Annotated in this window: 14 protein-coding genes, 1 tRNA gene and 1 riboswitch; of the genes, 9 read left to right on the top strand and 6 right to left on the bottom strand. The window is 54.4% G+C overall.

The window, feature by feature from the left end; genetic code table 11:
- Positions 1 to 72 precede the first annotated feature (72 nt).
- The gene (locus tag ACOOGA_RS14830) at positions 73 to 1,164 is read right to left on the bottom strand and encodes an SMP-30/gluconolactonase/LRE family protein (protein ID WP_420428940.1); all 1,092 of its coding nucleotides are present in this window, start codon (positions 1,162 to 1,164) and stop codon (positions 73 to 75) included.
- Positions 1,165 to 1,361: 197 nt separating this feature from the next.
- Between ACOOGA_RS14830 and ACOOGA_RS14825 the strand changes: the two genes are divergently transcribed.
- The gene (locus ACOOGA_RS14825; RefSeq protein ID WP_417461545.1) at positions 1,362 to 2,225 is read left to right on the top strand and encodes a thioredoxin family protein; all 864 of its coding nucleotides are present in this window, start codon (positions 1,362 to 1,364) and stop codon (positions 2,223 to 2,225) included.
- A gap of 55 nt (positions 2,226 to 2,280) precedes the next feature.
- Positions 2,281 to 2,796, top strand: a complete 516-nt coding sequence (locus tag ACOOGA_RS14820) for a hypothetical protein (protein WP_417461546.1) — start codon at positions 2,281 to 2,283, stop codon at positions 2,794 to 2,796.
- Positions 2,797 to 2,801: 5 nt separating this feature from the next.
- On the opposite strand, the gene cobO is transcribed toward ACOOGA_RS14820, so the two are convergent.
- Together cobO and ACOOGA_RS14810 are read right to left on the bottom strand one after the other, a co-directional pair.
- Complete coding sequence (gene cobO / locus ACOOGA_RS14815; protein ID WP_417461547.1) at positions 2,802 to 3,422, bottom strand: cob(I)yrinic acid a,c-diamide adenosyltransferase; 621 nt, start codon at positions 3,420 to 3,422, stop codon at positions 2,802 to 2,804.
- Between the two features lie 90 nt (positions 3,423 to 3,512).
- A complete protein-coding gene (locus ACOOGA_RS14810) occupies positions 3,513 to 5,387 on the bottom strand; it encodes a TonB-dependent receptor plug domain-containing protein (protein WP_417461548.1) in 1,875 nt (624 codons plus the stop codon).
- Positions 5,388 to 5,520: 133 nt separating this feature from the next.
- A riboswitch (cobalamin riboswitch) is annotated at positions 5,521 to 5,723 on the bottom strand.
- Positions 5,724 to 5,855: 132 nt separating this feature from the next.
- Between ACOOGA_RS14810 and ACOOGA_RS14805 the strand changes: the two genes are divergently transcribed.
- Together ACOOGA_RS14805 and ACOOGA_RS14800 are read left to right on the top strand one after the other, a co-directional pair.
- Positions 5,856 to 6,791, top strand: coding sequence for a hypothetical protein (locus ACOOGA_RS14805; RefSeq protein ID WP_417461549.1), 936 nt, complete (start codon positions 5,856 to 5,858; stop codon positions 6,789 to 6,791).
- Positions 6,792 to 6,861: 70 nt separating this feature from the next.
- Positions 6,862 to 8,610, top strand: a complete 1,749-nt coding sequence (locus ACOOGA_RS14800) for an alpha/beta fold hydrolase (protein WP_417461550.1) — start codon at positions 6,862 to 6,864, stop codon at positions 8,608 to 8,610.
- Positions 8,611 to 8,848: 238 nt separating this feature from the next.
- Here ACOOGA_RS14800 and ACOOGA_RS14795 read toward each other — a convergent pair whose 3' ends face one another.
- Both ACOOGA_RS14795 and ACOOGA_RS14790 read right to left on the bottom strand, forming a co-directional pair.
- A complete protein-coding gene (locus tag ACOOGA_RS14795; protein WP_417461551.1) occupies positions 8,849 to 13,141 on the bottom strand; it encodes a translocation/assembly module TamB domain-containing protein in 4,293 nt (1,430 codons plus the stop codon).
- Positions 13,141 to 14,877, bottom strand: a complete 1,737-nt coding sequence (locus ACOOGA_RS14790) for an autotransporter assembly complex protein TamA (protein WP_420428938.1) — start codon at positions 14,875 to 14,877, stop codon at positions 13,141 to 13,143. Before ACOOGA_RS14790 ends, ACOOGA_RS14795 begins: the two co-directional genes overlap by 1 nt.
- Before the next feature lie 275 nt (positions 14,878 to 15,152).
- On the opposite strand from ACOOGA_RS14790, the gene ACOOGA_RS14785 reads away from it, so the two are divergent.
- From ACOOGA_RS14785 to ACOOGA_RS14775, 3 genes are all read left to right on the top strand, one after another.
- Positions 15,153 to 16,142 (top strand): MBL fold metallo-hydrolase, encoded by a 990-nt coding sequence (locus tag ACOOGA_RS14785; protein ID WP_417461553.1) that lies wholly within the window; start codon positions 15,153 to 15,155, stop codon positions 16,140 to 16,142.
- 97 nt (positions 16,143 to 16,239) lie between these two features.
- Complete coding sequence (locus ACOOGA_RS14780) at positions 16,240 to 17,391, top strand: P1 family peptidase (RefSeq protein WP_417461669.1); 1,152 nt, start codon at positions 16,240 to 16,242, stop codon at positions 17,389 to 17,391.
- 110 nt (positions 17,392 to 17,501) lie between these two features.
- Positions 17,502 to 18,047 (top strand): dihydrofolate reductase family protein, encoded by a 546-nt coding sequence (locus ACOOGA_RS14775; protein ID WP_417461554.1) that lies wholly within the window; start codon positions 17,502 to 17,504, stop codon positions 18,045 to 18,047.
- 117 nt (positions 18,048 to 18,164) lie between these two features.
- Here ACOOGA_RS14775 and ACOOGA_RS14770 read toward each other — a convergent pair.
- Positions 18,165 to 18,254, bottom strand: a tRNA-Ser gene (locus tag ACOOGA_RS14770).
- Between the two features lie 193 nt (positions 18,255 to 18,447).
- Between ACOOGA_RS14770 and ACOOGA_RS14765 the strand changes: the two genes are divergently transcribed.
- The gene (locus ACOOGA_RS14765; protein ID WP_417461567.1) at positions 18,448 to 19,779 is read left to right on the top strand and encodes an amidohydrolase; all 1,332 of its coding nucleotides are present in this window, start codon (positions 18,448 to 18,450) and stop codon (positions 19,777 to 19,779) included.
- Between the two features lie 10 nt (positions 19,780 to 19,789).
- Positions 19,790 to 20,203 (top strand): VOC family protein, encoded by a 414-nt coding sequence (locus ACOOGA_RS14760; protein ID WP_417461568.1) that lies wholly within the window; start codon positions 19,790 to 19,792, stop codon positions 20,201 to 20,203.

Raw genomic sequence — 20,203 nt, 5'->3', positions numbered from 1 at the left:
ATAAATATAGCGTGCAAATAAGCCGAAAATATTGCGACACCCTGCCGCGCGTCAAAGCGCGCAGGGCAAAATTTATTCAGCTTCCTTGGGGCCGCAATCAAGGATCATGGGGTCAAATACCCCGCCGATGAGAAAGCGGTTACCGGCTGGCGCGGCCACGCTTGAGCCAGACAGGGGCTCACCGTCATTAAGGTAAATTTCTTCCATATCGAATGCTGTGCCATCAAACGTAAGCCTAAGCACTTGAGACGGTGAGCGGTTGGCCGCGTCTTTTGCATGGCCGGGAAATTTAAGCGCGATGGCGTGCGAGCCAATCCAGATGCTGCCGTCCTCACCCCATTCAATATTATCAAGCGTTGTACCCGTATCAAACTCAGCCTTCAGGGTCAGCCCGCCATCGTCCGCGCGATCATAAGCCAAAATGCGGCTGCCTGTTGTTTCTGCCACCAACACCGTTCCCCCGTCATCGCTGACTTGAATGCCGTTCGGGTACACGAGGCCGCCGACCATACGCGTGACGGTAAATTCGTTGCCGCGCGCGATACCGCCGCGGGGAAGGCGCGCAAAGGTCTCAATCACCTTGCCAAATGGTGTCTCACTGCCCTTATCAATCGTGGCGTAAAAACTGTCGGGCCCATCGGCGGCGACATCATTCAAGCTGAAGCCGTCACTTGGTTTTACCGAACGGATGTGGCGCAGGCTGTCGTCAAGAATTTCAAAGACCTCAACCTGCGAGCCAGCATTATCCATCGTGACCTCGCCATCACCCTTGTTGGGGTGATTGACAACAAACAAACGGTCCCGCCCGCCGGTCGGGTTTTTCCAAAGCGAGATGCCGTGCGGATGAAATGATGTTGTCATATCATGCGGGATCACGAGTGGTGCCGCCATACTGCCGGGGCGATAGCGATAGATGCCACCCTCAGACACGCCCGTGCGCATCCACTCCCGCCGGTCATGCGATGAGATATAGGCAAAGCCGGACGCGTGATCGACGGTAATATCTTCCGCGCCGATGACACCCTGCACAGCCGTGCAGCTTCCTGCAAAATGCGGTTCAATCGTCTTGAACGCACCGCCATCGATGACCGTATCCAGAACAAATAATGCAGCGGCACCCAGTACGACGCCCGCGCCAATAATTAGCGGCTTCTTTCTCATCATAATCCCCCGACAAATGATTCTTGGCCTAAACCTTCTTATCAGTGTGGTGCATTCGTGCACGAATTCAACTCAAACTCACAGAAATGGCCTCCAATACACTTAACTGTTGCTGAAATCGCTAACAGGCGGCAAAACATCCGTTATTGCTGGTATAAATACCCAAGATACGTTTAAAAGAGCGCTGTTCGGGGAGAAATATGACAGAGCGTCAACAAATTTCGCTGCTTATTGTCTTGTGGCTGGTGGTTGGAGCAGTGGCAATTCAGGTTGCCATAGCGCCCTCACCCACCTTCAGCCTGTGGCAGGAAATCACAGGCGTTTTTGAGCCCGACGGCAACAGCCTTCATGCCGCTGAGGGTGACAACGAACCATTCCACCCTTCCGCAGATGCCATGGCAGACGTTGACCGCACCCTTGAGGCTGCGCGCGCGAACGATAAGCTTGCGCTTATTGTGCTTGGGGCCAACTGGTGCCATGACAGTTTGGGGCTGACCGACCACTTCCGCACACCTGATATGCAACGGGTTCTAAGCGAAAAGTATGAGCTTTTGCTGGTTGACGTTGGGTATCTTGAGCACGGTACCGACATCGTGCAGCGCTTTGGCCACCCGATCATATACGGTACACCCACAGTGTTGGTGATCGACCCGGAAACCGGACAACAGGTGAATGAGAAGAGCATGCACCAGTGGCGTGCCGCCGCAAGCATCAGCCTAGCAGACACAATTCGCCACTTTGAAGGCCTGAAGGTTTCTCCTTCTGCGCCGCACTCTCCTGCCTCACCAGAATTGCAGACGGCGCTTGCGGAGATCGACGCGTTTGAGAATGCACAAGCAGCACGAATTGCCGTGGCATACGAACACCTGAGCCCCCTGATTGCGCTTGAGCGAAAGGACCGCCCGGCCAACTTCTATGAGCTGTGGGAACAGGTGCGTGTGATGCGCTACAAAATCACCGAAGACCTGGCCACATTGCGGGCGATCGCACGGCGGCAATCCGCATTAGATGCTGCAGAAATTTCGCTGGATTTTCCAACCTATCCTAAATTTGATTGGGAATAAGCTACATCACTGCATAAACTATCCTCATTGCTTCACTGAGGAACGGGAGACTTCGATGAAATGGCTTGTCATCATCTGTGCACTGGCACTGTCCGCCAATGCTGCCGCCGCACAACAGCCTCTTCCGGCCCTTGAGGCACCTAACGTACGTCAACAAGCTCCGAACCTTATCACCGGCGGCCACCCCAGCCGAGGCGACCTTGAGACATTGAAAGAATCCGGCATTACCACGGTAATTAACCTGCAAGGCCTTGAAGAGGGTAGCCTGGAAGAGGCCGCGATAGCCGATGAGCTTGGCCTGCATTATATTGCCCTGCCCGTCACCGGCCGAAATGACCTGACATTTGAAAATGCCGAAAAATTGGATGCCGCGCTTAAGCTTGCCGATGGCCCAACCTTTTTGCATTGCGCATCAAGCAATCGTGTGGGCGCGCTTATGGCTTTACGCGCTTTTCATGTACAGAAAATGAGCCCGGTGGATGCGTTGAAAGTGGGCAAAGATGCAGGTTTGGCTAGTCTGGCCTCAACTGTGGAAGCACTGATTGAAACTACGAACAAGCGCGTACAATAGAGCCTCTAATAATCAATGCCCTGCTTGGCTTTAATGCCATTCTCAAACGGATGGCGAACTGCCTTGATCTCAGAGACCATGTCGGCCACGACAACAAGCGCTTCTGGCGCATTCCTACCTGTCACCATAACAGAAGTGCGGTCCGAGCGAGCTTCCAAACCCGCCAACACCTCTGCCACATCAAGGTAATCGTAGCGCAGCACTATATTAAGCTCATCCAACAGGATGAAGTCATACACGCCGCTTTCCATCATCGTCCGGCTTTGCGCCCAGGCCTTTTCCGCTGATGCGATGTCCTGAGCACGGTCTTGGGTGTCCCAGGTAAAACCATCCCCCATCACATACATATCCACGAGGTTGGGGTAACGCGTAAAAAACTCTTTCTCGCCTGTTTTCCAAGCGCCTTTTACAAACTGTACTATGCCAACCTTGTGGCCCCAGCCTAGAGCACGGATCACGGTCCCAAACCCCGCTGTGGACTTGCCTTTACCGTCGCCCGTATTGATCATCAAAAGCCCACGCTCTGTTTGCTTCTTCTCACGCATCTTGGCGCGGTGCTCAGCCTGCTGGCGTTTCATCGCTTCATTATGCGCGGTGTTAGTTTCATCTTGTCGGCGATCGGCCATTCGTCTTCTCGTTTCTGCATAAGCTGGAAGCCGGACCATATTCCCACAGCCCGGCTCCCGATCATAACGACATTGCTGCAAATACCGACCCTAAAAGCGGGTACGTACACCACCAAACACTGAAAGCCCCGGCGTGCCGTAGCCAAGTACCTGCTGGTAGCTCTCATCCAACAGGTTATCAACCCGGCCATAAAGTTCAACGGTGTCGTTCAGCTTATAGGCAGCGCGCAGGTCAACACGTGTCCATGCCGGTGCATAGGCCCCGCTGCTGTCCAGCTCCTTGCCATTATAAGTAAGCGATACAAGCCCGGAGAGACGATCCGTCGGTGTCCAGTTGACCGCCGCGTAGGCCTGATCTTTGGGACGACGCACCAGCACAGTGTCCGTATCCCGGTCTTTCGCTGATGTGTGAGTGTAGTTTGCATTGACAGAAAGGCTGTCAGACAGATGAGCGTCCACTGTCAATTCAATACCCTTTGCCCGCGCGCGGGACACATTCTGGTAGCCGCCTGTGAAGGTGAAGATAATCAAATCTTCGGTACGTTGGTCGAAATAGGTTGCACCCATGGTCACATGGTCATCAAGAAAGCTTTGGCGAACCCCCACTTCCCAAGCCTTCGCGCGCTCAGGCTGCAAATCCGGGTTAGAATCAAAACCGCAGCATGAATAGGTCAATTGGAAGATCGTTGGCGCCTTGAAGCCTTCACCCCAGTTCGCGATGACTTGCGTGCCTGTTTCTTCAAACAGGTAAGACATGGACACTTCAGCGTTTGTTGTGCCACCAAAAGTTTCGTGGTCGTCATAACGCACGCCGCCGGTTAGCGTCAGGCCCGACACGCCCTCATATGACAGCGACGCAAACACGCTATCGGTGCTGATAGCTTCAGCTGATTGGGTTTCTGCCTTGACCTCTTCGTGCTGCAAACCGGTTGTGAACAGCATTTCGTCGGAGAGCGTGAGCGTGCCTAGATAGTCAAAGTTCATCCGCTCACCTTTGGCACTGTAACTTTCAACACCACCAGAGAAGCTTGTGCGCTCGATCTCTGAATATTCAACCGACGCGGTGTTTTTCACCACACCGTCCCAAAGGTCGAACAAGCCACGTGCTGCGAGAGATATCTCTTCGCTTTTGCTCAGGTCATCTGTATCACCGAGCGCATAGCTGCCGTCCCCCTGCAGGGCAAAACCGTCATACTCACTATCGCTGTCGCTGTAGTTCGCCATCAATTCGATACGCGCAGCCTCGGAAATTTTGGTAGAAAATTTGCCCCGCAAGGTCAGGTTTTCATACCCGTCACGCTCGCTATTACCGTCTTCGCTATCTGCCGCTGAAATACCGTCAGTATCCCTGTAACTGGCGCTCAAGCTATATCCAATACGGTCGGTCCCGCCGTTAACGGCTCCGCCCGCACGGAAGCTGTTGTAGGAGCCGTATTCCGCGAACGCATTGCCGTTCAAACCGTCTGTGCCAGACTTGGTGATGATATTGATCACGCCGCCCATAGCGTCAGAGCCGTAAAGCACCGCCTGCGGGCCACGCAGCACCTCAATCCGCTCAACACCGTTGGGGTCAAGGTTGGCAAAATCGAACGCACCGCCGGTAACCGAGGGGTCGTTCACCTGTACACCGTCAACCAGCACAACGGTCTGGTCGGTGCTTGCGCCGCGGATGCTGACAAAAGCCGTACCGCCAAAAGTGCCGTTCTGGTTAATGGTAACACCCGGCACGCTTTGAAGCGCATCAAGGACAAAGGTATATTGGTTTGCTTCCAATGAAGCTTCGCCAATCACGCTGATGCTTTTCCCAACACTTGTGATCGGTTGCGCGCGGCGGTTTGCGGTTATAACCACCTCTTCCACATCAAAAGATGCGTCAAAAGCTGCGTCTTGCGCATAGGCTTTGGTGGCACCTGTTAGCGCCGTGGTAACGACAAGAGCCGTTTTAAAAGATAGGGATCTGGACACGTTTCAAACTCCAATAAAGGACCATAAGGTCATATAACTGCTGGAGTTTGTCTGATCGTGTCTGACAAGCTCCGTACACAGCGTTGAGCTTGTCGCCTGTACGGAGTTCCGCTCTCACCGGTTAACCCGACCGCGAGATGGGCGACACGACGGCAGGTCTCCTGGCTTATGGATCGAGGCTTCCACCTATCCTTCCCGGCATATTGCCAGTGGATATAATCAGGTGGTCGCTCCCCATATACAGTTGCGGGTACAGCTGTGGATTTGCGCAAGCGCTTACCACATTCCCTCTTAGCCCCCGGCGATGCCGGGGAAACCGTCTGGCTGTGCTGATAATCCAAAGCAGAACGCTTGGCAAGAGATAGTCGTCCGTGATTTTCCCAAAGCATAGCCCAAATGGGTCATGCCCGTTCTCACACGCAAGCGTAGCGTAACACCATGAGGAACAGAGATGTATGGGGATATGTCATGAACAACAGAATAGCTACCTATAGCGCAGGAGCCGCACTTTTCGCTCTTGCCCTCGCGCAGGCACCAGAAGCTGCCCACGCCAAATCTTTTAAAGCGAAGTATTATAAGGAGTGCTACGCCGGTGTTGCCGATGTCGCACCGCTTGTAACGCCCAAAGAAAGCTTGTCGAAAAAGGCAAGCAAGCTTGGCGGCCTGTTCGGCTCTGTCAGCAGCTTTGCTGGCCTCGGCGGCGCAGGCGGCAGCATGGTCAAGGCGGCAGACACAGTGAACAAGGTGAATAAATACAGCAAGATCATAGATGATGTTGGTGGCTTCACCAGCCAGATGCAGGCCGACCACCCGGACCCCAATGATCGGTTCGCCGCTTACAGCAATCATATGAGCAGCGAAGCCCAGGATCTCGCTCTTGTCACCAAGGCCGTGGGCGATGCCCAGAGCTGTTACGACACCGCCTATGATGCGCTGATTGAGGGCGTGAGCACCAAGGAAATCAAAAAAAGCAAAGCTAAGAAGTATATAAAAGAAATTCAGAAGGGCACACAGGCATCGGGCGACGTACTTTTGCTGGCCGCCTCAAGGCTGAACCAAAACCTCCAGTCCTATGATCAGGCGCTGGCCAGTGAAAAACCTTATATGGCGGGCGGCGTACACAACTTGGCGGCTCAAGGTGCCTTGCAAAACGTAGCTTACGCCAACAAGTTACCGGTTGCGGCATCTGCCGGTGCTGCGCACTTTGGCACACTTTCAGGTCTTGCCGGTTTCGCCAGCGCCCATGCGGCTACCAGCACACAAGCCGATACAAATCCCGACGAATTCGCGGGTCTTCAGGCATTGGCATCATCAAGCCAAAAATACCTTGAGCTCAACGAAGAAGTTCGAGAAACTGCAGAAAAACAACGTCTTCTAGAACTTAAAGTTAACAGGGGCCTATAGAAGCCCCTGCCCCACGATCACCAGTCTGTTTAGAGTAAAACACCAGAACCACTAGCTGATCGGGCATCAAATGCGCACGGAAGATGAACCAGAGAACGCGCGTTATAACGAGGCCGCCATTGTCATGGCCTTTTATAACTTTGCGTCAGAGCCTGAAAACTGGGACCAGATACTGGACATTGTTGGCAAGGCCGATGTAAAGGCGCTTGATATCCTGCAGGGTCACCTTGATCAGGCTGCGGAACTTAGCCAAAAGATATTCAATGGCTTTGAAGATAATGAACTGCATGATGCCGACTACGGTATTCTGGAAGTAGATGCCCATAGCGTTATCTGTGCATCGAACCGCACCGCCCGCTCACTGCTCTATGACCTTCTCGGCTCGACACAAAACGAAGCCGACCTGTGTTTCAAATCCGAGGAACATCAACAGGTATATCTAGAGGCCAGAGCACGTTTGAAGAGCAATAACGCCCGTTCTACACTGATGCGTTTTGAGCTTGAGAAGGAAAAGACGACACTTCTTGCGGTTCTTATGAGCAACCCAGAAAATCGGGACAATTCAACAGAGGATAAGGGCGCCAGCCAGCGAGCGGCAGCACGCAGACGCTATCGTATCGTATTTTCACCGATCTCTATCACAACAGATAACAGCAAAATTTTGCGTGCTGAGCTTGGGCTGACCCAATCAGAATCTCGCCTTGCGTTACAGCTGGGGGCAGGAGCCACGGTTGCGGATGCCGCAAAAGAACTAAATATCAGTGTTCACACAGCCCGCAATCAACTGAAATCCATCTATAGCAAAACCGGTATCAACAGGCAGTCGGAGCTCATAAAACTCCTGATCGAACTCGGGCTTCTAAGCCGCATCCTGATCGACCAACGCGACCTTTGGGCAGCCCCGGGGACACAGCCAGATGCTATCGCAAGTACAGCCCGGAAATATTATATTCTGGCCGACGGTAGAAAGCTTGCATATCGGTTCTACGGCAAGCCAGACGGTCACCCCGTAATCGCCTTTCATTCAGGTCTTGCTTCCATCGTACCCTTGGTCTCACAGGTCGACAGCGTCACCAAAAACGGGCTCGGCATCTATGTAATTGAACGCCCAGGTTTTGGCATGTCAGACCCCTGCCAAAACTATAGCTACGAAAGTGTGGCGGCAGACATAGCGGATTTTGTAGACGGCAAAAGCATGGGCACAATTTCCATACTCGCGGAAGCCTCCGGCGCGGCATTCGGTTTGCAGTCAGCTCTCAGGTTGAACGGAGCGGTGAGGTCAATTTGTATAGCAGGCGGCGTACACTATATGCCGAACGTACCGCGAGAACGAAATGCCAGCTTCTTTCAGTTCTTTTATCACCGAGTGAACCAAAATCCATGGATTTTGAAGGGCTTCTGGCGCATTTTCCGAAACGGCTTCAATCACAAAATGGGGCGTAGCCTGATTACCGAGTTCTACCCGCCGGGCTCCACCGACCGCGCCTATACGGAGAACCCGCTAATTGAAGAACAATTTATTCAAAACACCAGAGAGAGCCTTGTACGCACCAGCGAAGGCGTAAGTACCGAGATGATTTACCGCGCAGGCAGATCACCTGTCGATATCAGCAAACTTAGCTGCCCGATCCTTATGTGGCACGGTACTGACGATATCCATTTTGGTATCGATGCGATCCGAGAATATATGCAAACGGCACCCAACCCTTATTTCCGTATTAAGGAAAATATCGGGCACACCATTATGTTCCAGTGCTGGGACGAGATAATGCAGGATATTGCCAGTTTTAAAGCTGGCACCCCCGCCCAGTATAAATAGCAGTAAAGAGCTCCATCAGCCTTACCGTGCCCCGGTAAGGTTCCCAAGCGCCCCCAAGTTCGATCCCGTCTTGGGGGCGTCCCTTTCTGCCGATCGTTTCAGACCAGACCTTGAGCGCGTCGATGGTGGCATTGAAGGTTCATGAAACATTCTGCCCGTTAAATCTGATGCCTTCATCAGAACTGAGCACTTAATATGGGCAAGCCTGCACATCAACTTTTCATGACGCAGAAACCAATTAATACTCCCAGAACCACTTCAACTTAAGGCTACTGCCCTGGCGCGCTCCCAGTTCCGTTTCTGCAAGAAAATTCTTACTGATATCAATCTTGAGGCGCGTTGCAGTTTCGCTGCTTACAGTTGAAGTTTCGACCTCAAGATAGATGTTTTTCCTCAAGTACTTGCCGCCGGTGATTGTTGTCGCGCCGTCATCATCGTCCGCACCTCGGTTCAACGACAGAGTATCAAGCCCAAGGCCACGCCTGAGGCGCCCAACCACATCCAAACTGCCGCCTCCCCGCAGGGTATCCATTGCCCCGACAAGTTCCGCGAGCTGCAGAGCGGTCAGATCCGAGACTGACTTACCCAGAAGCACACGCGCCATGATCTCGTCGTCCGGCATATCAGGGATAGAACTCAGCTCTATCTTTGGTGCTGACGCAGGCCCGGTAATTTGCAATTGCGCTTCAATCGTTGCGGTTTTGTGGATCGCTGTGACAGCAATATCAGGGTCGATGCGTGCTGTGCCCAAGAAGGTCAGCCTGCCGTCAACAATGTCAAACGCCTTGCTGCCAAAATTGAAGACACCATTCTTTACCTGCATCGTACCGCTGATTTCAGGGTCGTCTGTTGTTCCACTCAACAGAAGGTCACCTTCCCATTCGCTTTGGAGACCGCGCCCTTCAAAGAAAAAGCGCCCAGGCACCTCAACAGAGATTGCAAGCTGTGTTGGCTTACTTTTGGCTGCCGACGCCTGCGCTTGTGCTAACTCCAACTCTTCCTCACCGTTAATTTCAATGACATCAATTTCAACCACACTGCGCGGTAGTTCGCGCGGCATCGCCACTTGCATCTTGCCTGTGGTTATCTGCCCAGTGAGGGTGGAGAACTCCTCCGCCCGCTGATAAACAAGGGATGCTGACGCCGTGCCACCAATCTCATCGAGCCGCGCCACGCGAAAATCTGTCATCTCAACGGAGAGTGTACCGGGGAAGGAAAGCGCTCTCGAAAGCTCAAACTCGCCGCGCCCGGTCAAGGTACCGCCGTTGCCATCGCTGGCTTTCAGAGACGTAAGCTCAACCAGGTCTTGCGTACCATTAACCTGCAGTTCGCTGATAACAGCCACGAGCCCCAAGGGTTCATACTCATAGTGGCCGTCAGAGAGATCAAGCCGCCCTTTGAATGTCGGGTTTTCCAGATCACCAGACAGACTGAGACTGCCGTCAAGCGTACCCGTCAATAGATGGCTGGGGCGTCTTGCAAGCAGCCAGACAGGCGCTACGTCACCACGCCAACTCAGGTCAAGCGCGAGCGGCGTGGCAGGCCGTATCTCGTAGCCCGGACCGTCTTCTTTCCGCTGATACGGCAGGCTACCAGTCAATTGGCCGAACTCCCGCTCTGCTTCCGATATGCCACCTTTCAGAACAAGCATGCCCTCGCTCAGCTTCGCCGACACCGCGCCAGCGTAGGCGTCCGGCGCAGCCGCAACGCGCCACTGTGGCAGCGTGACATTACTGAACCGCACCTGAGCTTGCCCGTTTTCGCCCTCCGCGTTGCGCTCAAACGTCAAATCGGCCGAGACTCGCCCGCTCTCCAACACCCCCGGCTGCAACAGGTTCACTGCTGTGAAATCTCCATCATCCAGCTTAAGGCGCGCAGAGGCAACGTCATCCTTGATCATAACACTCACGGAGGCTGTACCTCCGGCGAACTCAAGCGCTTCCGCTTCCACCGAAATACCGCCGCCTTCAGGCCAGTTCATCAGAACAGGTTGTACTGTCGCGGCATCAATATTGCCGTATGTGGCAAGGAACTCGGCCTTGGCGCCGTTCTGTGCCGGTGTAACACGCGCGCTTAGGGTAAACCTGCTACCCCAATAGCCGCTAAGTTCAGCCAACAGCGGGTCGCCGCCTGACGAATCTCCTTGCACCGAGATAACATCAAGCGACTGCGCACCATATGTAAGGTCCTGCCCTGTGAAGCTCGCCTGATAGCCTGCAGGTCCATCTCCCCAACCGAATGAGAATTTCCCGTTGGCCTTACCAAGAGTAAGTGGAAAATGCCCCGGCCGAAGGAAGGAGACAGCCTCTGCATCAAAACTGGCAGCCACCTCACCAGTCCCGCCGTTGCTTTTCAGTTGAACGGACAGCATAGCATTGCCCTTGAGGTCAAAATCCTGGTCTTCAATCGTCCGCAAGCTGCCCTGCACATTTGCTTCCAAGCCCGCACCTTGCGACCAGGTAACAATGCCCTCGGCTGCAGCGCCGGGTGCGTTGACGGCAACATTCTCAAGGGACACAGCCTCTTTCGATGCTTGGATGTCTGCGCCTAGTGTTGTCGGGCCGAGCGGCGTGCCTCCCTCGAGCTTTAGTTTGCCAACCCAGCGCGCAGGCTGGCTGGCTTCGGGGATGACCGTTGCCGTCAATTGTGGCTGATCCAGAACGACACCATAGCCTTCAAAGGCATCAATGCCTGCCGTGAAGGTGAGTGCCGGCGCCGCGGTTGTGCCCTCAACCCGCGCGTCAAACACCGCCTCTCCCGACAGGGTCATTGCCTCCAATCCAAGCTGGCCTTCTCGACCAACCGTTCCTTTGATATTGAGGTCAATCTTGTCAGTCGCTCTGGTGTAGGCCCCGCTTAATTGGGCTTCAATCCCAGTCGTAGTCAACCGTCCAGCCTTCAAGCGGACCTGACCGTTTTTATCGTATGGGAGGAATACTTCAGTTGCGCCAACAGGCGCTGGGCCAACAAGCGCCTGCAGAGCGTCGTCCTCAAACTGGAACTGCTTGCCTTGCAAGTCAGCTTTGAGAAGGAACCCATCCGCTGCGGCCTCGGAGCTTATATTGGCATTCAAAGTACCCACTTGAAGCGTGTCTCCCACCCAGGGAGCCAGAAAAGCAGCACTTACCTCAAGCTCGCCAGCAGCCGTATTGAGGCCGTCGTTCGCGTATTCAAACGCTATTTCGCGCCCCACAACACCGTCACCTGTGAGCTCAAGTGAACGCACTGCCAGTGCTTGATCTTGAAGGCCATATCTCCATTCACCACGAAGGGCGGACAAGGATACAGGTTTCACATCAACCACGCTTAGCTCAAGGCTCGCACGCTCAACCACACCGCTCAGCGTTTCACCGGAGGTTTGCAAACTACCCACCGCATCAATCTGGTTTAAAACCGTTTCTCCCTGCTTCACGCGGGCCGCATGCGCCTGATAATCAAGCACCAGTTGGCCACCGGTGTAATTCAGGGTGCCCGCGACCTGCATGTCATTGGCGGCGAGCGCAGCAACCCGCACGTCAGCACCTGCAGCACTGAAGGCTACGTCACGGAAATAAACACCGCCATCCAGCCCGCCATCCCCTTCGGCTTCAACAGTCAAGGCACCGGACGTAACCGCAGTAACAAACTTCACATGACGACCACCTTGTGGTTCCACCTGGAACTCTATGCTGGTTTCATCAGCGACAAGCAATTTTAAGTTTTCGGGCACCAAGGCGTTACCCTGCAGGTTGAGAACACCCTTCCAGAGCCCGCCAGCCCCCGATGCCTCACCGTCCAGCGCAAGTTTCTGCGGGATGCCAGCCTTGATCGCGCCTTGCCAATCATCAGGTGTGCCTTCAGCGGTTACATCAGCTTCGAGGCTGTCTCCAGCCGGGAGCCCAAGCAGCCCTGTGATCAAGCCGAGAGGTTTAGCGCGCACACGCCCATTGAGCATAAAACGCTCGCGCACGTCGTCCCAAATCGCCGATGCTTCTGCCACATCGCTGCGGTCAGCGTTTGCCACAGACAATACGCCGCGTGTTTGCCCCTCTGCGATAGTAAGCTCGCGTGCAACCGCTTGATAAGACACGCCTTCAAAATTTATGGGCAACGTCGCGTCTCTTATATCAATCGCAACAGGTAGCCCACTTGATGGTTTATCGGCTTCTTCGCGTTTTGATGTTTCCGGCAACCGGGTAATATCAACCAAGCCACTTGAAAGGGCATTTACCTTCAAGGTGCCCCGAAGAAGTGCGGTTGGCGACCAGTCAACGGTAACCTCCGGCACGCGCACAAACTCGCCCTGCCTATCTGCCGCCGTCACCTCAACCAAGGTAAACGTTGAGAACAAGCTGCCCTCAATATTCGCGACACTAATGTCAACATCTGCGCTATCAAGCACACTGCTTAACTCAGCCGCAACCCAGGCGCGCCCCGCGTTTGATGCCAGCCACAGCACCGAAGCACCAATAACCAGCACCACAACACCAAAGGCCAAAGCCCCATAGCGCAAGATGCGTTTAACCAGTTTTTGTATATCCAGCCCCGCCATCAGAAACTTTGCCCGATGCTAAGATAGATGGCGACAGCGCTTTCCCCTTCGCGCCGTCCAAGCGGGAAAGCAACATCCAGCCGAACCGGTGCGATTGAGGTGTGGTATCGCACCCCAAGCCCCGTGCCCCACCGAAAACTGCCAAACTCCGGGAATGTATCATCATACACCGCTCCACCGTCAACGAAGGGCACAAGGCTTATCGTCTCGCTCACTCGCAGGCGGGTTTCAAAAGCCACTTCCGCAACCGAGCGACCACCGATCGGGTCACCGTCATCATCAAGTGCCCCCAATGCCTGATACGGAAAACCACGCACAGAACCACCACCACCGGCAAAAAAGCGTTCAGGCAGCGGTATCCGCTCGTTCGTAGGTCCGAGGGTGGCACCAATACGGGTACGTGCGGCAAACACAACGTTATCCAGCCCTTTAAACTGCCAATAGCCAGATGCCTTCAGCTCATTGGTTACAAATATGAAGCTATCGTTGATCAAAGACACGTTGGGCTGCACTCGAAAGTGCACGCGTACGCCGCGTCTTGGGTCCAAAAGTGAATTGGAGGTATCAAAACCAATACCAAGCGGCACCCCCAGCAGCACAAACTCGTCCCGTTCGCCATCCTCGCGCACCTGCGTTGCCTTACCTGTAAGCCCGATAGAGCCCACTAGCTTGTTATTAAACCGGCGTTCGATGCCCGCAAAAGCTTCAAACAAGTGTGCGTTGTAGGCAGGTGTATCTTCGCGCCCGAACCGGGAACGAAGGATGGATGACTGCCCAAACCGCCTGAAATGAGGTTTCCGCAGACTGGCCGAAACCGTTTGCTCTGTCTCACCAATAATGGTTGAGAATTTCAGGTTTTCACCACGGCCCCATGCGTTTTTGTTTGTCCAGGAGGCCTCGACATCAAACCCCTCGCCTGTTGAGTACCCTGCGCCAAGCTCGATGCGCCTTGGCGGTGTTTCTTTCAACTCAACAGCCACCGGCACAGTACCGTCTGAGACGTCATCTTGCTTCACGGTGACGGAGACGCTTCTGAAAAGCCCTGTGCCCTGAAGACGGGACCGAAACTCATCCATGTGAGCCTTACGAACCAGGCCACCCTCCGGCCAGGGGATCAAGCGGCTAAGATAAGACTCCTCAGTTCGTTCCGCGCCGTCATAGGCGACGGAGCCAAAATCAACCTCTGGCCCTGTATCGATATTATAATGCACCGCCGCTGTTTTGAGCGCGTGGTCAACCACCACTTGTCGTTCGTCCGCCAGCGCGAAGGGAAAGCCCTTGTCACCCAGTGAAGTGAGTACACGATATTCAGCCGCCAGAATATCTTCCGACCGCGCTGCGGCACCTTTCGCGAGGGGCGCCGTGACACCGTCCATCGGCTGGTCTTCTCCTTCGTTCTTGAAGGTAGTGGATACAGCATCAATCGTGTACCGGGTGCCCGGCCTTACAACGATAAGCAAATTGGCCCGCTCACCAACATTCTCTACCCGGCTGTCAACCGATGCACCGTAATATCCTTCGGAGCGCAGCACCCGACCGAACATTTCAACATCAGCTTCAAGGTTGGCATCCAGCCGTGCAAGCGAGTTCAGGCAGCTACCTTTTTTTTCTTGTAGCCGGGAAACGGAAGTTAGCAGTTCGCGCAGATCTTCCTGACCTTCGGGCAGCTCAAGCGAAAATCCGACCGTCACACCGCCTTTGCTGCAACTATCATCAGCAAGCAGCGGCGCGGACATCAAAACCAGAGATATTATCGCAGTATAGGTGGCGCGCACCGAGTTCACCCCCGGGGTCATTGTTCAGGCGGGCGTTAAAGCCATAGCCAAGAATTCAGAGTTACCGGCAAAATGTGGCCGATACAAGTTCACAATGTAACACCGAAGTGACGTGCCTACCTAAACCCGATGATGCTAGATAACCACAAGCACCGGCTGGGGGCAGAGCATTGCCACCACACGTGCCAAGATGAAAAACATTTCTCATCAAGAAAAATAACAGGGGGAGAGATAATATGAACATGCAGATGCTTGTGACAGCGATGCTGTCTGCCCTATTTCTGCATACACCCGTTTTCGCAGGCGATGCCGCGACCCAGCCCGTCATTGGCTCACTGAAAGCAGGGTGGTACGGTGGCGCGCAAGACTGCTCAGCTGTGACCACCCCACAGCTTGAGGTTCACGCCTATAACCACAACACCTACATATTGCGGCAAAGCCTTTGTGCCACGTTTGAGGCACCCTTTATGTATCTGCTTATCGGTGAGGATCGCGCCTTACTTATTGATACAGGCGGCGTGAAATCAGAGCACGGCACACCCGTTTCGGAGGCCGTCATGGCGCTCCTGCCTATGCTGGACACAGGCACCTTCCCCCTCACTGTCGTGCATAGCCACGGCCATAGCGACCATAAAGCGGGGGACCCGGAATTTGAGAACCTGCCGTCTGTAACCGTGATCAAACCCACCGTTGAAGATTTGGCTTCAGGCCTCGGCTTTACCGACTGGCCCAACGACCTGGCACAAATAGACCTTGGCGACCGCACCGTGCACGCTATACCAACCCCCGGCCACCACAAAAGCCATGTTGTGTATTACGACGAGGCAACAGGCCTTGTATTTTCTGGCGACTTTCTCCTGCCCGGCCGGCTGATAGTGGACGATACAGAGACCTATCTTAAGAGCGCTGAACGGCTGGCCGTCTTCATCAAGGACAAGCCCGTCACCTTTGTACTTGGTGCGCATGTGGAACTCAACAAAGCGGGCGACCTTTTTGAATTTGGCTCCCAGTACCATCCGGATGAAAGCGGCCTTGCACTTCAAAAGGAGGATATCCTGACGCTACCCACCGCGCTGCAAGATTTTAACGGCTTCTATAATGCACACCCGCACTATGTGGTCACCCACCCGAAACATATGCTGATGACAATTGCCGCCGTGGCTGTTGTTGTTCTTGGCCTGATTATTTGGGGTGTGGTTCGTTTTATCAGGCGCCGCAAGCGTTAGCACAGGCAACAGCCATAGACATATCCGCGCTAACCCCTTTATATATCTACCAAATTGAAATTATACCGACCTTATTCTTCGGAGATGGCTCATGTTGATGCGAAAAATTTTTTCAGTTCTCATTGGTCTCGCAGTCTTGCCTACTCAGGTGATTGCTGATGAAAACGGCGTCCGGGCGCGCGATCTGGACATCACGCCCGGTGTCCTGTCGCCGGGGGCCAACAATGCCATTACAGATGTCGCCGGGGTCAAGGTCGGGCACTATACGCTGATTGAGGGCGAGACGATCCGCACCGGCGCAACGGCGATTTTGCCGCACGGCGGTAACCTCTACCAAAACAAGGTCCCCGCCGCCGTGGTGATAGGCAACGGTTACGGCAAAATGATGGGGATCAGCCAGATTGAAGAGCTCGGGGAAATTGAGACCCCGATTGTGCTCACCAACACCCTCAACGTGCCTGAGGCCGCGAACGCTGTTATCGGCTGGACGTTGAAGCAACCCGGCAATGAGGATGTCCGGTCGGTGAACGCTGTTATTGGCGAAACCAATGATGGTTACCTCAATGACATTCGTGGGCGCCATGTCACCCCAGAGATGGTCGAAGAGGCTATCAATGACGCCAAACCCGGCCCTGTGACTGAAGGCGCCGTTGGTGCAGGCACTGGCACTGTTGCCTTTGGCTGGAAAGGCGGCATTGGCACCTCCTCCCGCTTGTTGCCCGCGTCACTTGGCGGTTATACGGTCGGTGTGCTGGTGCAATCAAATTATGGCGGCATCCTGCAGATGGACGGCCTCCCTGTGGGCGAAGCTTTGAGCCAGCATTACCTGCGTGAGCATGTCGCGGATGACGGCGCAGATGGTTCTATCATGATGGTCATCGCCACAGATGCTCCGCTTTCTGACCGCAACCTGAAACGCCTGGCGCGCCGCGCCATGGGTGGCCTGGCCCGCACGGGCGCGTCGCTCACTAACGGCAGCGGCGATTATGTCATCAGTTTTTCTACAGCCGAAAGCGTACGGCGCACGCCAGAGCGGCGCAGCACAACCAGCCTGATTGCGGACCTGCCCAACGGTGAGATATCGCCACTGTTTCAGGCGGTAATCGAAGCAACAGAAGAAGCAATCTATAACTCGCTGCTGATGGCGGGCGGTGCGAGCGGTGAAAACCGGTATCAACCGGGCGCAACAAGCGTCCCACTCCTGCCAGTAGAAAAAGTGAAGCAGTTGTTGCACGAAAACCAACGCTAGCGGTGACGCGGCAGGCCCTTGCATAAAGCAGGTGTTAGCAGCCTCAAACGCCAGGGCACAACCCAAGGCGCACAAGGCCTTGCGTTTCATGAAGGAAACGGAAATATACCATGGCAAAAATCATTTATGGAATGAACCTGTCACTGGACGGATATGTCGACCACGAGAAGTTTGCCCCCGATGCGACGCTCTTTCGTCACTGGATTGAGCAAGTACAAAACCTGTCCGGAAGCATATATGGCCGTGGCATGTATGAGGTCATGCGTTACTGGGACGAGGACGACCCCGAATGGACCGACGACCTGCACGAGTTCGCAGCCGCATGGCGGCAACAACGCAAGTGGGTCGTGTCGCGCTCGCTGAAGTCGGTCGGCCCCAATGCGACCCTTATCAACGATGATTTTGAGATAGCAGTCCGCCAGTTGAAGGAAGAGCTTCCCGGCGAGATTTCGGTATCCGGCCCAAAGCTCGCGCAAAGCTTCACAGATTTGGGCCTTATTGACGAATACAGACTCTATTATCATCCGGTTGTGCTTGGTGGCGGCGCGCCTTTCTTCCCAGGCACGCGCGTTCGGCTCCGCCTCACGGCCCACGAGTTGATCGGTGATGAGGTGATCAGATTGACCTATGTTCCAGTGGAAGAGAGCACAGGATAGGGCGTATCAGAAGCGAGCTTACACTCGAAATCACACCGCCGCATTGCAGAACATATGCATAAAAACAATGGGTTATGACATAAAATACGCCATAACCCATTGTTTTATAATAGAAAGTGGCGGAGAGGAAGGGATTCGAACCCTCGATACCGTTGCCAGTATACTCCCTTAGCAGGGGAGCGCTTTCGACCACTCAGCCACCTCTCCGCCGCCGTGAATAGCGAAGCGGCCCCTTTGAGTCAACGACACATTCTCACTGCGATAAAAAAAATTTACGCGCCCCGGTTTAGGCCAAAGAATTTAACCGCAAGAAAAGCACGGCCGCACATTGCATTAGCGCCGTATTTGTGCAGGAATTGCCAAAAGCAATCGAGACAAAACCTGCACGGGAGGGGACACAATGACACTCAGAAGCCTATCTACAGCTGTAGCCATGATGCTAGCCGTACCAATGGCTACACCAATGACCGCCGGGGCCGCTGACCTCAAGGGCGATATCGCCGCTGATTATGATTACCTGCATGAGCTATTTGTGGATTTCCACAAAAACCCGGAGCTTTCCTTCCGCGAAACCCGCACAGCTGCCAAAATCACTGATGAGCTGAAATCGCTCGGGTTTGATGTCACTACAGGTGTGGCGGGCACGGGCCTTGTTGCCAAGATGAAAAACGGTGATGGCCCGCTGGTTATGGTGCGCGCCGATATGGACGGCCTGCCGATTAAAGAAAACACGGACCTTGAGTATCAGTCCACCGTCACTCAGGTAGATATGAACGGCAATGAAATGCCCGTGATGCATGCCTGTGGCCATGACGTACACATCACAAGCCTGATTGGCACCGCGCGGCGCCTCGTGGCAATGAAAGACAATTGGTCTGGTACCCTGATGCTCGTTGGCCAACCAGCCGAAGAAGTAATCTCCGGAGCGAAGGCGATGATCAACGACGACATATACAAACGCTTTGGGACGCCGGATTATGCACTGGCGCTGCACGTGGCTTCCAACGTGCCTGCGGGCAAGGTAGTTTATAAAAGCGGGATCATGTTCTCGTCATCAGACAGTGTGTACATCACCGTGCACGGTGTTGGCACCCACGGCGCATCGCCCCATCAAGGCAAAGACCCGATTGTGATTGGCGCGCAGATCGTCAACGCGCTTCAAACGCTTGTCTCGCGCGAGATTTCGCCGCTTGACCCAGGCGTGGTGACAGTGGGCACTTTCCACGCTGGCACCAAAAACAACATTATTTCAGACGAAGCCAAACTGACGCTGACCGTGCGCTCCAACGACGAAGAGGTGCGCCAGAAGCTGCTTGCGGGCATCAAGCGTATTGCAGAAAACACCGGTCGTGTCGCGGGCTTGCCGGAGGACATGTTGCCAACCGTTGAGCTTTCAGTGACAAGCGCGCCCGCTACAGTAAATGACGAGGAACTCACTGCCCGCCTGGACAAGGTGCTCAAGGAGAAACTGGGTGAAGACCGCCTTCTGCCTTATGTGCAACGCGGTATGGGCGCAGAGGATTTCTCCGAATTCACCATGACGGACGAAGACGTGCCCGGCTTCTATTTCTATGTGGGGGGTACATTAGAGGAATGGATGGACGCGGCAAAAGATGGCGGCCCTGCAGTTGCCGGTCACCACTCCCCCTTCTTCAAAATCGCGCCAGAACCCGCAATCAAGTCAGGCGTTGAAGCCATGACCATTGCGGTTATGGACCTGATGAGCAAATAGGAAAACCCTGATGGTGCAGCCCTTTCATCTTGCCGTACCGGTAGACGACCTCGCCGCCGCGCGGGCGTTTTATGGCGGCTTGATGGGCTGCGCTGAAGGCCGATCAACTGACAAGTGGATCGATTTCAACTTCTTCGGCCATCAATTTGTGGTGCACCTTGGCACACCGGTGGGCCAGCCAGACACCAACGACGTGGACGGCGAAGCTGTGCCCAGCTTTCACTATGGTGTGGTGCTGGAATGGGAGGCGTGGCATGATCTGGCAACGCGCCTCGCCGCCGCGGAGGTTGAATTTGTCATCGAGCCCGGCATTCGCTTTGAAGGTGACGTGGGGGAACAGGCAACCATGTTTTTCCTTGACCCCGCAGGCAACGCCCTTGAGTTCAAGGCATTCAAAGACCCAAGCCAGCTTTTCGCAAAGTGA

The organism is Kordiimonas sp. (genome assembly GCF_965216265.1).
Classification (GTDB): Bacteria; Pseudomonadota; Alphaproteobacteria; order Sphingomonadales; family Kordiimonadaceae; genus Kordiimonas.
Note: the sequence above shows the minus strand (reverse complement) of the source record. Positions and strands in the feature narration are given on the sequence as shown.

What these genes read in the sequence shown, in the direction of transcription:
- ACOOGA_RS14780 (WP_417461669.1), top strand. Translation starts at nt 16,240, where the DNA reads ATGCGAAAAATTTTTTCAGTTCTCATTGGTCTCGCAGTCTTGCCTACT.
- cobO (WP_417461547.1), bottom strand. Translation starts at nt 3,422, where the DNA reads ATGGCCGATCGCCGACAAGATGAAACTAACACCGCGCATAATGAAGCG.
- ACOOGA_RS14830 (WP_420428940.1), bottom strand. Translation starts at nt 1,164, where the DNA reads ATGATGAGAAAGAAGCCGCTAATTATTGGCGCGGGCGTCGTACTGGGT.
- ACOOGA_RS14775 (WP_417461554.1), top strand. Translation starts at nt 17,502, where the DNA reads ATGGCAAAAATCATTTATGGAATGAACCTGTCACTGGACGGATATGTC.
- ACOOGA_RS14820 (WP_417461546.1), top strand. Translation starts at nt 2,281, where the DNA reads ATGAAATGGCTTGTCATCATCTGTGCACTGGCACTGTCCGCCAATGCT.
- ACOOGA_RS14795 (WP_417461551.1), bottom strand. Translation starts at nt 13,141, where the DNA reads ATGGCGGGGCTGGATATACAAAAACTGGTTAAACGCATCTTGCGCTAT.
- ACOOGA_RS14760 (WP_417461568.1), top strand. Translation starts at nt 19,790, where the DNA reads ATGGTGCAGCCCTTTCATCTTGCCGTACCGGTAGACGACCTCGCCGCC.
- ACOOGA_RS14805 (WP_417461549.1), top strand. Translation starts at nt 5,856, where the DNA reads ATGAACAACAGAATAGCTACCTATAGCGCAGGAGCCGCACTTTTCGCT.
- ACOOGA_RS14785 (WP_417461553.1), top strand. Translation starts at nt 15,153, where the DNA reads ATGAACATGCAGATGCTTGTGACAGCGATGCTGTCTGCCCTATTTCTG.
- ACOOGA_RS14825 (WP_417461545.1), top strand. Translation starts at nt 1,362, where the DNA reads ATGACAGAGCGTCAACAAATTTCGCTGCTTATTGTCTTGTGGCTGGTG.
- ACOOGA_RS14765 (WP_417461567.1), top strand. Translation starts at nt 18,448, where the DNA reads ATGACACTCAGAAGCCTATCTACAGCTGTAGCCATGATGCTAGCCGTA.
- ACOOGA_RS14790 (WP_420428938.1), bottom strand. Translation starts at nt 14,877, where the DNA reads ATGTCCGCGCCGCTGCTTGCTGATGATAGTTGCAGCAAAGGCGGTGTG.
- ACOOGA_RS14800 (WP_417461550.1), top strand. Translation starts at nt 6,862, where the DNA reads ATGCGCACGGAAGATGAACCAGAGAACGCGCGTTATAACGAGGCCGCC.